Annotated in this window: 12 protein-coding genes; 3 read left to right on the top strand and 9 right to left on the bottom strand. The window is 66.9% G+C overall.

The window, feature by feature from the left end; genetic code table 11:
- Positions 1-53: 53 nt before the first annotated feature.
- Both uvrC and MLG87_RS15755 read left to right on the top strand, forming a co-directional pair.
- Positions 54-1,880, top strand: coding sequence for an excinuclease ABC subunit UvrC (gene uvrC, locus MLG87_RS15760; protein WP_243296017.1), 1,827 nt, complete (start codon positions 54-56; stop codon positions 1,878-1,880).
- Between the two features lie 413 nt (positions 1,881-2,293).
- A complete protein-coding gene (locus tag MLG87_RS15755) occupies positions 2,294-3,208 on the top strand; it encodes a YaiO family outer membrane beta-barrel protein (protein WP_243296016.1) in 915 nt (304 codons plus the stop codon).
- Positions 3,209-3,211: 3 nt separating this feature from the next.
- On the opposite strand, the gene MLG87_RS15750 is transcribed toward MLG87_RS15755, so the two are convergent.
- The 3 genes from MLG87_RS15750 to MLG87_RS15740 are packed head-to-tail and all read right to left on the bottom strand — an operon-like array spanning position 3,212 to position 5,045.
- Complete coding sequence (locus tag MLG87_RS15750) at positions 3,212-3,715, bottom strand: tetratricopeptide repeat protein (protein ID WP_243296015.1); 504 nt, start codon at positions 3,713-3,715, stop codon at positions 3,212-3,214.
- Between the two features lie 50 nt (positions 3,716-3,765).
- Positions 3,766-4,239 carry a hypothetical protein gene (locus tag MLG87_RS15745; RefSeq protein WP_243296014.1) on the bottom strand — a complete coding sequence of 158 codons (474 nt, stop codon included), beginning with the start codon at positions 4,237-4,239 and terminating at the stop codon, positions 3,766-3,768.
- Positions 4,236-5,045 (bottom strand): segregation and condensation protein A, encoded by an 810-nt coding sequence (locus MLG87_RS15740; protein WP_243296013.1) that lies wholly within the window; start codon positions 5,043-5,045, stop codon positions 4,236-4,238. The genes MLG87_RS15745 and MLG87_RS15740 overlap by 4 nt, the downstream gene beginning before the upstream one ends.
- Before the next feature lie 147 nt (positions 5,046-5,192).
- Between MLG87_RS15740 and lipA the strand changes: the two genes are divergently transcribed.
- The gene (gene lipA / locus MLG87_RS15735) at positions 5,193-6,077 is read left to right on the top strand and encodes a lipoyl synthase (RefSeq protein WP_243296012.1); all 885 of its coding nucleotides are present in this window, start codon (positions 5,193-5,195) and stop codon (positions 6,075-6,077) included.
- Between the two features lie 44 nt (positions 6,078-6,121).
- Here lipA and MLG87_RS15730 read toward each other — a convergent pair whose 3' ends face one another.
- The 6 genes from MLG87_RS15730 to MLG87_RS15705 form a co-directional block, all read right to left on the bottom strand.
- Positions 6,122-7,243 carry a response regulator gene (locus MLG87_RS15730; RefSeq protein ID WP_243296011.1) on the bottom strand — a complete coding sequence of 374 codons (1,122 nt, stop codon included), beginning with the start codon at positions 7,241-7,243 and terminating at the stop codon, positions 6,122-6,124.
- A gap of 9 nt (positions 7,244-7,252) precedes the next feature.
- A complete protein-coding gene (locus tag MLG87_RS15725) occupies positions 7,253-8,785 on the bottom strand; it encodes a sensor histidine kinase (protein WP_243296010.1) in 1,533 nt (510 codons plus the stop codon).
- A 2-nt stretch (positions 8,786-8,787) separates the two neighbouring features.
- A complete protein-coding gene (nrfD, locus tag MLG87_RS15720; RefSeq protein WP_243296009.1) occupies positions 8,788-9,966 on the bottom strand; it encodes an NrfD/PsrC family molybdoenzyme membrane anchor subunit in 1,179 nt (392 codons plus the stop codon).
- Entirely contained in the window at positions 9,963-10,742 is a 780-nt protein-coding gene (locus tag MLG87_RS15715; protein ID WP_243296008.1) for a 4Fe-4S dicluster domain-containing protein, read from the bottom strand. The genes nrfD and MLG87_RS15715 overlap by 4 nt, the downstream gene beginning before the upstream one ends.
- Positions 10,743-11,315: 573 nt before the next feature.
- Positions 11,316-12,941 (bottom strand): chaperonin GroEL, encoded by a 1,626-nt coding sequence (groL, locus tag MLG87_RS15710; RefSeq protein ID WP_243296007.1) that lies wholly within the window; start codon positions 12,939-12,941, stop codon positions 11,316-11,318.
- A gap of 92 nt (positions 12,942-13,033) precedes the next feature.
- On the bottom strand, positions 13,034-13,321 hold the full coding sequence (locus tag MLG87_RS15705; protein ID WP_243296006.1) for a co-chaperone GroES: 288 nt from the start codon (positions 13,319-13,321) through the stop codon (positions 13,034-13,036).
- Positions 13,322-13,437: the final 116 nt, after the last annotated feature.

Below are 13,437 nucleotides of genomic sequence, written 5' to 3'. Positions count from 1 at the left end.
CCCCCGCCGATAGCCGATAGCTGATAGCTGATGGCTGACCGCTACACTGAACCGTGGCCGCGATCCGGAACAACCTCGACAAGTCCCCCGCCCTCCAGCGCAAGCTGTCGGACCTGCCCCTGCGGCCCGGCTGCTATCTCTACCGGGACCAGAAGGGAGTCCTGCTCTACATCGGCAAGGCCAAGGTCCTGCGGAACCGGGTGAAGTCCTACTTCCAGAACAAGCACCTGGACGCCAAGACCCGGCGCCTCGTGGCCCGCGTCTGGGACCTGGAGTTCATCGTCTGCGAGACGGAGCTCGAAGCCCTGGTGCTGGAGAACAACCTCATCAACGAGCACCTGCCGCCCTTCAACATCCTGCTCCGTGACGACAAGAGCTACCCCTACGTGAAGCTCACCTGGAAGGAGGCGTTCCCCAAGGTCTTCGTCACGCGCAAGGTGCGGAAGGACGGCGGCCTCTACTACGGCCCCTTCTTCCCCGCCAGCACCGCCTACCGCACGGCGGAACTGGTCTACCGCTTCTTCCAGATCCGCGACTGCGACATCGAGATCGACGGCAAGCGCGGTCGGGCCTGCCTCAAATACCAGCTCCACCGCTGCACGGCTCCCTGCATCGCCGCCGTGAGCCAGGAGGCCTACCGGGAGCAGGCGAAGGAGGCGCGGCTCTTCCTGGAGGGCAAGCGCGATGAGCTGAAGGCGCGCCTGGAGGCCGCCATGTGGAAGGCCGCGGAGGCCGCCGCCTTCGAGCAGGCCGCCCAGCACCGGGATGCCCTCCAGCAGGTGGATGCCTGGTTCACCCGCCAGAAGGCCGCCAGCCCGAACCTGGAGGACCTGGACGTGTACGGCAGCGCCGTGCTGGATGGCCGGGCCTGCGTGCATCGCCTCATGCTGCGGGACGGCCGCATGATGGGGCGCCAGGAGTACGTGCTGAATGAGGTCGAGACTTTCGACGGCGCCGTGCTGACCCAAGTGCTCCAGCGCGTCTACAGCGCCGATCCCGTCCCCGGCCGCATCCTGGCGGAAGTGGAGCCGGAGGACGCCGAGCTGCTGCGGGACTGGCTGGGCGGCATGCGCGGATCCCGTCCCCAGATCCAGGTCCCGAAGAAGGGCGAGAAGGTGGATCTGCTGGCCATGGCTCAGGAGAACGCCCGGCTGGCCCTGGAGCGCAAGTTTGAGCCGGCGCGTCTCAACGAGGCCGTGCTCGAGGGCCTGCAGGCCTTCCTGGGCCTCAGCCACCTGCCCCGGCGCATGGAGTGCTTCGACATCAGCCACGGCCAGGGCCGCGAAGTGGTGGCCAGCTGCGTGGTGTTCACCGACGGCGCGCCCGACAAGGCCCGCTACCGCCGCTTCAAGATGACCAACGAACAGAACGACGACTTCGCCAATATGCACGAGGCCGTCACGCGGCGCTACAGGCGGCTCCGGGATGAAAAGCAGGAGTTTCCCGATCTGGTGTTGATCGACGGCGGGCTGGGACAGCTGCATGCGGCGGAGGCCGCCCTGAAGGAACTTGGCATCGACCAGCTGGAGCTGGGCTCCCTCGCCAAGAAGGAGGAGCTGGTCTTCCGGCCCGGCTCCAGCGAGCCGCTGCGCATCCCCAAGTCCTCGCCCGTGCTGCAGCTGCTCCAGCGCATCCGCGACGAGGCCCACCGCTTCGCCATCACCTACCACCGGAACCTGCGGGCCAAGCGCACGCTCCAGACGGAGCTGACGCAGATCCCCGGCATCGGCCCTGCCACGGCGAAGAAGCTGCTTCAGGCCTTCGGCAGCGCCGCGCGAGTGCGAGAAGCGAGCGAGGCCGACCTGGCTGAGGCGGTCGGCCCGGCCGCCACAGGCCGCATCGAGGCGTGGAAACGCGCTCAACCCCAGGGGAACGGCTGATTCCACCGACCCTGACGTCGCGTGGATTCCTCTCAACCAACGACGCGGAATAGCCATCTCTCCAGATGTGCGGCCCCTCCCGCACCTCCCCCTGGAGGCACCCATGAAGATCACGATGTGCCTGGCCGCGGCGCTTGGCGCGGCCCTTGCCCTCTCGGCACAGACCCCTCAGAAAGACCGGACTCAAGCCCAGGCCAGGGATCAGGCCCGAGACCAGGCGCGGACCCGAGATCAGGATCAGGCGCAGACTCGGGACCAGTCGAAAACCCGGGACCAGCTCCGCAAGCGCGACGGCAGCTGTGGCCAGGCGCTGGGCACGGGCCAGAGGTCCGGACGGGCAGCCGGCAGGGGTGGCCGGGGACGCTGAACGGCCGCACCATGATCGAACCTGACCACGCAGACCTGGAGCCCCGATGATGAAGCGTGCCGTCCTCCTCCTGCTGGCCTGCCTGGGGCTGTCTGCCCAGGAAGATCCGTTCGACTTCGACCTTCCCCAGCCCACCACCCTCACGCGCGTGGCCGTGGGCGGGTACGACCAGGCGTTCTCGGATGGCTACGGCCGGTGGAAGGGCTGGACGCTCGAAGGCACCATCTACCCCGCCCGCGGCGGGCCCTGGCAGCTCGCCGCCGTGGGGTTCGATCGGCCCGAGGGCAAGGGGACGCTCTTCTCCGTGGGCAAGTACCTCCTCATCGGCAAAGCCTCTTCGATCTACCTGGGCGCCAGCGGCGGCACCAACACGGACATCCTGCCGAGAGGCCGGGTGGATGTGGACCTCCACCTGGATGTCGCCCACGGCTGGAAGGTGGATCTGACGGGCGCCATCAGCCGCTTCCACGGAGACCAGGAGGTCCGGCTGCTCCAGGCGGGCCCGGGTTACCAGGGCCGCTCCTGGAGCGCCTCCGCCTGGTACCAGCGACTGCAGTACGAACCCTACGGGGATTCCGATGACGGTTGCATCCTGAACCTCAGGTTCGGCGGAAACGATCTCGCCATGTGGCACAGCCTGCGGCTGGCCTGGGGGCGGGGCATCATCGAAAGCACCGCCTCCGGGGGCGGCCTCGCCTCCACGACCACGGCCATGACCACGGGCGGCAGCGGGTACGGAGGCCGGTTCGGATATGGCGGCACCGGCTCTTCCATGATGGGAGGCACGACAGGCGTCGCGACCTTCCTGCCTGGCACCCGTCCCCAGGAGCGTCTCGCCAGCCTCTCGGGGCATTGGCCGCTGAATCCATCCCTGGCCCTGAAGGCGGAAGCCACCTGGGGCGAAAAGGCCTCGACCTACCACTTCTGGGGCGGCAGCCTGCAGGTGGTGGTCGGCTTCTGAGGCCTACTTCGCGACCCCCATCTGGAGCCTGGAGAGATCGTCGCGGGCCGCGTCGCTGCCTTTCTCCGCCGCCTGGCGGTACCAATGGAGGCCCTTCTCCCGGTCCTGCGGCACGTTGAGGCCGTAGTAGTACATCACGCCGAGCATCCGCATGGCATGGACGTCCCCGGCCTGGGCCTGGTCCAGGTAGGCCCGGATCGCGTCCGGCGCTCCCGCTTCCGGAGTCCCGCCCTGCGGTTTGGGCACCCCGAGTTCCGGCCCCCGCGAGGACAGCAGGAGCGCTGCTCCCCCCAGCGCGAGAATGCCCCCGAAACCCAGGAGCAGCTTCCAGGTCCACGGCCGGGAAGCACCGGCCGGGGCGCCCGGCATTTGCGTCTGCCCGGAGGTCCCGGCCTGGATGGAGATCTTCTGCGTCCGCTGGACCGGATCGGACGTCATGGGCAGGACCAGCTTGTGGGTCTGGTCCGGGGCACCTTCCTGGCCTGGCCGCGTCTCGTGTTCACTCATGGGGCCCCCCTGGATCTCGACTGGCGACACTCAGGATAATGCCAGGCGGCTCACTTGCCCCCCCCGGGACCCGATTCCAGCGGTTTCGCCCAGTGGCGGAGCCTGGGGGCGAAGGCCAGGAACAGGAGCGGGGACAGCACGATGAAGCCGAACACGTGCCGCGCCGCGTGGGCCCCCACCAGCAGCCAGTACACCAGTCCGTAGAGGCTGCTCAGCTCGAAGAGCGCCGCGTAGATGAGGGTCTCCCGGAGGACCACGCCGGTCTGCAGGGAGACCGGAACCTCGGGGAAGGCCTTCAACACCGCCCCGCGCCGCCAGAGCACCCAGGCGGCGGAGAAGAAGACCAGGCCGGTGAAGAGATGGCCCACTTGGAGATACGTCCCTTCGGGCGGATGGTTCCCGGCCGGTACGAGGCCGGACAGGATCAAGGCCCCGATGAGGATGGGCGTGCCCAGGCAAAGAGCCAACCCCACGAGGCGGGCTTGGCGGCAGGCCGTCCGGAGGTGCTCGGGCGCCTCGATCACGCGGCCTCGGAGGCCTTGACGCGGATCTCCCCGAACGCCTCCCCCTGGACCAGGGAGATGCGACCGGTCCGCACCAGCTCCAGCAGGGCCAGGAAGGTCAGCACCAGCTCCTCCCGGGTCCGCGCCGGGCCCAGCAGGCCCTGGAAGGGCTTCCACAGGCCATCCTGAAGGTCACGGAGCACCTCCATCACCCGCTGCTCCAGCGTCTTGGGCTGGGTCCGCACCTCCACCGGCGGCGGCGGGAGCAGACGCTTGAGGGCCTCGCGGTAGGCGCCGAGCAGGTCGAACAGCGTGGCCCGGATGGGCTCGTCCTCCACCCGCTTGTGGTCCTCCAGGTCGAGGCCAGGGGCGAAGGCCACCTTCTGCCAGTCCGATTCGCGCTCCGACAGGGCCAGGGCCGCGGCCTTCACCTGCTGGTAGTCCAGCAGGCGCTGCACCAGGGCCTCGCGGGGGTCCTCCTCGCCCGATTCCTGGGGCGGGCGGGGCAGCATGAGCCGCGACTTGATCTGCAGCAGCTGGGCCGCCATGGCCACGAACTCCGCCGCGATCTCCAGGTTCAGCTCTTCCATGAGCTTGAGGTATTCCATGTACTGCCGCGTGACCTCCGCCATGGGGAGGTTCAGGATGTCCAGCTTCTGCTCGTGGATGAGGTGCAGAAGCAGGTCCAGGGGGCCTTCGAAGGCCGACAGATGGAGCGCCAGCCCACGGAACTTCGTCTCGAAGCCCTTGGGAGGCTCGAAGGTTTTTGGAACCTCAGGCAAAGGCTCGGCCACAGATTCGGGGACTTCCTGGGGGGTGTCGGACATGGGGTCATTCTACCGGAAGAGGAAGCTGGAATTAGCCATAGATGAGCACATATAAACGCTTATTTAAAAAGAGATGATCTATACGCAGTCATCCGCATCCGTGTTCATCTGTGTTTATCCGTGGCCATTCATCCACAATGGAAGGCCATGGCCCGCCCTCCCGTCCTCCCCGGTCCCCGTCCTGATTGGCTGAAGATCCGCGTGCCGGCGCCCGAGGTGGTGGCGGAAGTCGAGGGGCTCATCCGCGAACAGCGGCTGGTGACAGTCTGCGAGGAGGCCCGCTGCCCCAACCTGCACGAATGCTGGGGCGTCCACCGCACAGCCACCTTCATGCTCATGGGCGACGTCTGCACCCGGCACTGCGGCTTCTGCAACGTGGGCAAGGGCCGCCCGGGCGAGCTGGACCCGGAGGAACCCCAGCGCGTGGCTGAAGCCGTCGCCCGCCTGGGCCTGAAGTTCGCGGTGGTCACCTCTGTGAATCGCGACGACCTTCCCGACGGGGGTTCCGCTCACTTCGCCGCCACCATCCAGTGGATCCGCACCCTGTCGCCCCATTGCGGGGTGGAGGTGCTCATCCCGGATTTCCGCGGCCGCGAGGCGGACCTGCTCACCGTGCTGGAGGCCCGCCCCGATGTGCTGAACCACAACGTCGAGACAGTGCCGCATCTCTACCGGCGGGTGCGACCGGACGCCGACTACGCCCAGAGCCTCACAGTGCTGCGCCGGACGGCGGAGTGGCGCGATGCCCACGCCCCGGCCATGCGCGTGAAGAGCGGCATCATGGTGGGCCTGGGAGAGACGCCGGAGCAGGTGCTCGACCTGATGGCCGACTGGCGGAAGAGCCGCGTGGACATCGCCACCATCGGCCAGTACCTCCCGCCTTCGGAGCTGCACCTGCCCCTGGACCGCTTCGTGGAGCCGGCCGAGTTCGACCTGTACCGCCGGAAGGGCCTGGAGATGGGCTTCCAGCGGGTGGAGTCCGCCCCGCTCGTGCGGTCCAGCTACCACGCCAAGGAGAGCTTCGAGGGCTAGGCCCTCAAAGCTCTCCGGCAGGCTCTCCCGGCAGGCGCCGAGGTTCAGGCCGGGGCGTGCTCGCCCTGTCCCAGGAACTGCTTCTCGAAGGTGGACCAGTCCAGGGTGCCGGCCGCCAGAGGCGTCTCCGCGGTCCTGAAGCGGGTGATCTCCTCCTGGTACCAGTCGATGACGGGCTGCCCGATCTTGAGGGCCGCCAGTTCGCCGGCCAGGTCGCTGGGCGTCATCAGGCAGACCCAGCCGCGATCGTAGGGGCTGTGCATGAGGTCGGAAGGCGTGGAGAGAAGGCCCTCATTGTGGTGCTCGACGCTTCCGCTGAGCGGCGCGGCCACGTGGACTTCGCCGGAGGCACCCTTCAGGGTGAACAGGATGTCGCCTTTCCGCACCGTCTTCCCCCGTTCCGGAAGCACCACGCCCTTCACCGAGCCGAGGGCCTTCCGCACGAAGTCGTCGATGCCCACGCGGATCTGACCCTCGGGCTCGATGCGCACCCAGGCGTGGCCCGTGGACAGGAACGCGCCGCCGGGCACGCAGAACTCGCTGGCGGACAGGACCTCGGCCATCTCCGGCGCCACCACGCGCACGTTCGGGCGCCGCTGCGCCTCGAGGCGGGCCTCCCGCTTGATGAGGATCTTCTTCGCGAACTCGGCCAGCTCGTCGGCCGTGAAGGGTTTCTGGACGTACTCGCAGGCCCCGAACTGGAGGGTCTGCACGGCGGTGTCGATGCTGCCGTAGCCGGTGATCACCACCACATCCAGGTCCGGCCGCAGGTGCTTGGCCCCCTTCACCACGTCCACGCCGTCCATGTCGGGCATCTTGAGGTCCGTGAACAGGAAGTCGTAGTCGTGGCGCTGGATCAGGCCCAGCGCCTCGGGGCCGTGCTCGACGGTGTCCACGCTGAAGCCTTCGAGCACCAGGATCCGCCGGAAGGAGTCGAGCACCACGGCCTCGTCGTCCACCGCCAGGATCCTGGCCTTGGGATTGGGGACCTCCACGCGCTTCAGGCTCTTGGCTTCGTAGGTGAAGTCGAGGTGGATGGCGGTGTTCAGCACCGCTTCCCGGGCCTGACGCTCGCGCTTCTCCCGCATGCGGCGGAGGCTCGTGCGAACCAGGAAGTCGATGCCCACGAAGGCGACGAACATGAAAAGGATCAGCAGGGCGGTCATGGGAACCTCCTAGGTGGTGGTGGGAATGGGGAGTGGGCCGGTGCCTTCTCCGGGGCCGGCGGACGCGGGGATGCGAAGGGTGAAGCAGGCGCCCTGGCCCGGGTCGCTGTGGACCTCCAGGGTTCCACCGTGGGCTTCCACGATGCCCCAGCTCACGGCGAGGCCCAGACCTGTGCCATGGCTCCCCTTGGTCGTGTAGAACGGTTCGAAGATGCGCGGAAGATCCTCCGCCGGAATGCCGCGCCCGTTGTCCTGGACGAGCATTTCCACGGAACCCTCTGCGCCGGCCCGCGTGGTGAGCCTGATGGTGCCGCCGTCGCCGTTGATGGCATCCCCGGCGTTCAGCAGCAGGTTCACGGCCACCTGCTGGATCTGATTCGCGTCCGCGTGGACCACGGGAAGCTGGGGCGCAAGATCCAGCGACAGATCCACCTGGTTCAGGGACAGCTGGGTCATCACCACGGACACGGCCCGCCGCACCACCTCGTTCAGGTCCATGGGCTTGCGGGCAGGCGGCGTGGGCCGGGCAAAGTCGAGCAGCCCGCGGATGATTCCGCGGCACCGGACGGTCTCCCGCACGATCACATCCAGGTCGTCGCAGGACTCCTTGTCACCGTCCAGCCGCTTGCGCAGCAGGGATGCGTAGCTCAGCACGCCGGTCAGCGGGTTGTTGATCTCGTGGGCCACGCCCGCGGCCAGCCGCCCCACGGAGGCCAGCTTGTCCGCCTGGGCCAGCTGCCGCTGGGTTTCCGCCAGCCGTTGGGACATGGTGTTGAAGGCACCCGCCAGTTCGCCCAGCTCGTGGTTGCCGCTCACGGGAATGGTGGTGCCGAGATCCCCCTCGCCTACCCGACGGGTGCCCGCCACAAGGGCCGCCACGGGCTTGACCACCAGGCTCCGGTTGAGGAACCAGAGGATCAGGCCGCCCGCCAGGATGGCCACAGTGGCCGAGAGCACCATCAGCGTGCGGCTGTGGCGGATCTCACGATCCACCTCAGCCAGGGAGACGTTCACATCGAGAACCCCCAGCAGACTCTGCTTCCCGCTGTGGGCATGGCAGGCCGCCGTCGAGCAGGAAGGCTCGTTGGGAATGGGGTTGATGAGCCCCAGGATGCGAGTCCCATCCGGTGCGCGGAAGGTTCGGGCCCGGGCCTGGATGCCCAGGCGCTCCAGGGGGCGGCCCTCGGCGTGGCACGCGTAGCAGGCCTCGCCGCGGATATCCAGGCTGGTGCCGATCTCCTCCTCCGCGGAGGAGAACATGATGCGGCCCTCCTTGTTGAACACCCGAACCTTCCGGATGCCCTCCTCGCGCAGGTCGCCCACCGCCCGGATCTGGCGGTGCAGGTTCTCCCGCCGGTTCTCCAGCATGTCGAAGTGGGTCGCGCTCTTGATGGTCTCGCTGAGCTGGTCGGCGCTGCGGGTGCGTTCGGCGAGGAGCTGCGCCGTGTGGGCTCGGAGGACGGCGAAGGCCATGCCTCCGATCACCACCGCGGTCGCGAGGCCAGCGCCCAGAACAAGCCGCGTCCCGATTCGGGTTCGCATGCCTAGCCTCTCCTCGGCAGCTCCTTCGAGCCAGCGACCGGACCCTCGGGGAAGACGGAGAAGGTGCGGACGGCGAAGGCGAAGACCGCCATGCCGATGGCCACGAGGCCGAGGGAGACGGTGATCTCCATGGCCGAGGGGAGGTAGCGGGTGCCGGAAGCCGCCTCCATGCCCGTGATGCTCACGTTGAGGCGGTTCATGACGAACCCGAGCACCGCGAGGAAGGCGCCTGCCACCAGCCAATCGGGATTCGTGCGCAGCTTCCGGAAGGACATCAGCACCACGGGCAGCACCACGCCCAGCGCGAACTCGAGGAGGAACATGCGCCCTTCATAGCTGAGGTCGAAGATCGTCCCGAACGCGTGGTTGCGCGCGATCCCCTGCAGCCGCATGAGGCCGTAGATGCCGAGCGCCACCACCATGCCCCGGGCCAGGGGCTCGAGCAGATCCATCTCCAAGTGGCGGTGGAAGGCCCGCTTGCTGAGGTAGGATTCCAGGACGATCATGCCGATGCCCGCCCCGATGGCCGAGATGTAGAAGTGCAGCGGCAGCATCGGCGAATACCAGAGCGGGTGCAGCTTGCTGGGGACGATGAGGTAGAGGGATCCCAGCGAGGACTGGTGCAGGGTCGAGAGGATCACGCCGAGGATGACCAGGGGCGTGATGAGCTGATGGATGAACTTCGCCGGCGCGTGGAAGCCGAAGTACTCGAAGACCACCGGCGAGAACTCCACCGCCAGCACCGTGGTGTAGAGCATCACGCACCAGGCCACCTCGAACATGACCGAGTGCGTGTTCCAGTAGACGATGGCATGCCAGATGCGCCAGGGCTGGCCCAGGTCCAGGAGCAGCGCCACGATCACGAAGGCGTAGCCCAGGAAGCCGGTGAGGATGGTGGGGCGCACGATGGGCTCGTAGCGACGCAGGTTGAAGAGGTGAACCACCGCCGTGAGGGTGAACGCACCGGCGGCCAGGCCCACGCCGCAGAGGAGGTCGAAGCCGATCCAGAGCCCCCAGGGGAACTGGTCGCTCAGGTTGGTGACCGCGCCCAGCCCCTTGGTGTAGCGGATGACGGACACAGCGCAGAACGCGAGGAAGAGAATGCCGAAGACCGCGGTCCAGAAGCCGGGCCGGAACCGGCGTCCGGCCAGCGTGGCGGGCGTAGTGAGCGTGGTGTTCATGACCGGTCCTCCCGTCCGTGGCCTTGTCCGTTGCGGCCGTTCCCATTCCCGTTGGCCGTGGCCTTCGCCACCTCTTCCCGCCTGGCGGTGATCCAGTGCACCCCATAGAGGAAGACGGCCCAGACCGCGACGAAGTCAGGGATGTTGGACAGCACCTGCCAGGTCTTCATGGCCGGGGGCTCCCCGGGCAGGTTGGACTTCAGGCCCAGCTTGTCGAAGGGCACGTTGGAGATCATCAGGACCGACGTGCCGCCGGCCTCCGTGAGGCCGTAGATGTGGTCGACGTAGGCGCCGGGCTTCTGGCGGATGCGCGTCCGGGCCTCCCAGATCAGGTCCTCCTTCTTCCCGAAGATGGTGGCCTCCGCCGGGCAGGCCTCCGCGCAGGCGGTGGGCTTGCCCTCCTTGAGGCGGCCCGCGCACATGATGCACTTGCCGACCACGGGCACGGGCCGGTCCCACTGGTACTTCGGGATCTCGAAGGGGCAGGCCATCATGCAATAGCGGCAGCCCATGCAACGCTCGGCATCGTAGACCACTGGCCCTTCCGGCGTCTTCTTCAGCGCACCCACCGGGCAGACCGAGGCGCAGGTGGGCACTTCGCAGTGCATGCACATCCGGCGCACGTTGAGGCCCTCTCGCTCCTGGACCGTGGTCCAGGTGTAGGCCGTCAACACCTCCTCTACCTTCCCCGGTAGCTTGTTCTGCTCCTTGCAGGCGGAGCTGCAGGCGCCGCATCCGATGCAGCGCGTCGCGTCAAAGAGAAGGCCCATGCCCATGGGTTCTCCTGCTTTTTCAAGGTGCCCGGGAGACATTCCCGGGGATTCGGAAGAAGCATCCATTCGGCCGGAATCATAGTCAACCCCTTGGTAGCAATTAAAAATGACGATGTTGTCTGATATAAGAAAAAAGCCTCGCTTGCGCGAAGCAGTTCCCAGGAACGGCGCGGGTTAGGCTTTCCAGATCTTCCCGCCAGCCCACCCCATCGGGAGAGGTTTTCCCCTTCCGTCCTTAGCCCCCCTGCGGGTGGGGTTTTGTCACATCGCAACGTGTTCTTGGGACGTCAAAGTCCCCTTTATTCCGGTCTGAAACGAGAAACGCCCCGCATGCGCGGGGCGTTTCTCTGACAGCTGAAAGCTGATGGCTGACAGCTGCTTCTGATCAATACATGTCTTCCATGTCGCGACCATGTGGGTCGCGAACCAGGCTCCAGTGGAGCCTGCGAAGCGGGGCCCCACAGGGAGCGAATCACGACCGTCAGAGCAGTCCCTCCAATCGTCCCCTCTCCAATGCACTAAAAAAAGGCCCCGCAACCGCGGGGCCCCTTTTCCACGAACCGCAGTCGCGGCTAATCAATACATGTCTTCCATGCCGCCCATGCCGGGGGCCGCGGGGGCGGGAGCCTTGGGCTCGGGGAGCTCGGTGATGATGGCTTCGGTGGTCAGCATCATGGCGGCCACGGAGGCGGCGTTCCGCAGGGCGGACTTGGTCACCTTGGCGGGATCGACGACGCCGAACTTCACCATGTCGCCGTACTCGTTGGTGGCGGCGTTGTAGCCGTGGTTACCCTTGGCCTCGCGCACGGTGTTGACCACCACGGAGCCTTCGACGCCGGCGTTGTTGGCGATCTGGCGGAGGGGCTCCTCCAGGGACTTGCGGACGATGTCCACGCCGGTGGCCTGATCGCCGATGGCCTTGAGGTCGGCGAGCTTGGGCAGGCTGCGGAGCAGCGCGACGCCGCCGCCGGCCACGATGCCGTCCTCGACGGCGGCCTTGGTGGCGTGCATGGCGTCTTCCACGCGGGCCTTCTTCTCCTTCATCTCGGTCTCGGAGGCCGCGCCCACCTTGATGACGGCGACGCCGCCCACGAGCTTGGCCAGGCGCTCCTGCAGCTTCTCCTTGTCGTAGTCGCTGGTGGAGACCTCGACCTGGGCGCGGATCTGCTTCACGCGGCCCTGGATGGCCTCGCTGGCGCCGGCGCCCTCGACGATGGTGGTGTTCTCCTTGTCGATGACGATCTTCTTGGCGCTGCCGAGGTCAGCCAGCGTGAGGTTCTCGAGCTTGAGGCCCAGGTCCTCGCTGATGGCCTTGCCGCCGGTCAGGATGGCGATGTCCTCGAGCATGGCCTTGCGGCGGTCGCCGAAGCCGGGGGCCTTCACGGCGGCCACGTTCAGGGTGCCGCGGATCTTGTTCACCACGAGGGTGGCCAGCGCCTCGCCGTCCACGTCCTCGGCGATGAGCAGCAGGGGGCGGCGGCTGTTGACGACCTGCTCCAGCAGGGGCAGGAGGTCGCGCATGTTCGAGATCTTCTTCTCGTAGGCCAGGATGTAGGGATTCTCGAGCTCCACCTTCATCTGGTCGGGGTTGGTCACGAAGTAGGGGCTGAGGTAGCCGCGGTCGAACTGCATGCCCTCGACCACGTTCAGCTCGGTGTCGCGGCCCTTGGCCTCTTCCACCGTGATGACGCCGTCCTTGCCCACCTTGGCCATGGCTTCCGCGATGATCTTGCCGATCTCCTCGTCGCCGTTGGCGGAGATGGTGCCGACCTGGGCGATGGCGTTGCCCTCGACGGGCTTCTTGATCTCGTCGATGGCCTTCACAACAGTGTCGACGGCCAGGTCGATACCCTTCTTGATCTCCATGGTGTTGGCGCCGCTCACGACGGCCTTGATGCCCTCACGGTAGATGGCGCGGGCCAGGACGGTGGCGGTGGTGGTGCCGTCACCGGCGATGTCGGAGGTCTTGGAGGCGACCTCGCGCACCAGCTGGGCGCCCATGTTCTCGTGCTTGTCCTTCAGCTCCACTTCCTTGGCGACGGTGACGCCGTCCTTGGTCATGAGCGGGGAGCCGAACTTCTTCTCGATGAGGACGTTGCGGCCCTTGGGGCCGAGGGTGACCTGCACCGCGTCGGCGAGCTTGTTCACGCCGCGCAGGATCGCCTGGCGGGCATCTTCGGCATAGATGATGGACTTGGCCATGTGTGTCTCCAGATTGGAAAAGGTTGGAATCGGATCGGAATCGGGCTGTCAGCTATCGACCATCAACTGATGGCTGAGAGCCGAAAGCCCCGTTAGCCCACGATCGCCAGGATCTCGTCCTCGCGCACGATCACGTGGTCGACGCCGTCGATCTTCACTTCCGTGCCGCTGTACTTGCCGATCAGCACCTTCTGGCCGGCCTTCACGGACATGGGGTTGCGGGTGCCGTTCTCGTTGATCTTGCCTTCGCCCACGGCCACGACCTCGGCCTCCATGGGCTTCTCCTTGGCGGTGTCCGGGATGATGATGCCGCCCTTGACGACTTCGGCGGGATCGACGCGCTTCAGCACGACGCGGTCGGAGAGGGGCTTGATGGCCATGGGACCTCCTTGGAAAGAAGAGAAAGAAACGAATGGGGCTGTTAGCACTCAGCCACAGCGAGTGCCAAGTCTGTCATCGGCCCCCGAGCTGGTCAAGCAGGATCTTCCCAAACGGC

Origin of the sequence: Geothrix mesophila, assembly GCF_022808835.1 — a bacterium.
In the GTDB taxonomy this organism is placed as follows: domain Bacteria; phylum Acidobacteriota; class Holophagae; order Holophagales; family Holophagaceae; genus Geothrix; species Geothrix paludis.
Note: the sequence above shows the minus strand (reverse complement) of the source record. Positions and strands in the feature narration are given on the sequence as shown.

Excerpts from the sequence above, each read along its gene's own strand:
- MLG87_RS15755 (WP_243296016.1), top strand. The coding sequence starts at position 2,294 with ATGATGAAGCGTGCCGTCCTCCTCCTGCTGGCCTGCCTGGGGCTGTCT.
- MLG87_RS15750 (WP_243296015.1), bottom strand. The coding sequence starts at position 3,715 with ATGAGTGAACACGAGACGCGGCCAGGCCAGGAAGGTGCCCCGGACCAG.
- MLG87_RS15740 (WP_243296013.1), bottom strand. The coding sequence starts at position 5,045 with ATGTCCGACACCCCCCAGGAAGTCCCCGAATCTGTGGCCGAGCCTTTG.
- lipA (WP_243296012.1), top strand. The coding sequence starts at position 5,193 with ATGGCCCGCCCTCCCGTCCTCCCCGGTCCCCGTCCTGATTGGCTGAAG.
- MLG87_RS15730 (WP_243296011.1), bottom strand. The coding sequence starts at position 7,243 with ATGACCGCCCTGCTGATCCTTTTCATGTTCGTCGCCTTCGTGGGCATC.
- MLG87_RS15725 (WP_243296010.1), bottom strand. The coding sequence starts at position 8,785 with ATGCGAACCCGAATCGGGACGCGGCTTGTTCTGGGCGCTGGCCTCGCG.
- nrfD (WP_243296009.1), bottom strand. The coding sequence starts at position 9,966 with ATGAACACCACGCTCACTACGCCCGCCACGCTGGCCGGACGCCGGTTC.
- MLG87_RS15715 (WP_243296008.1), bottom strand. The coding sequence starts at position 10,742 with ATGGGCATGGGCCTTCTCTTTGACGCGACGCGCTGCATCGGATGCGGC.
- groL (WP_243296007.1), bottom strand. The coding sequence starts at position 12,941 with ATGGCCAAGTCCATCATCTATGCCGAAGATGCCCGCCAGGCGATCCTG.
- MLG87_RS15705 (WP_243296006.1), bottom strand. The coding sequence starts at position 13,321 with ATGGCCATCAAGCCCCTCTCCGACCGCGTCGTGCTGAAGCGCGTCGAT.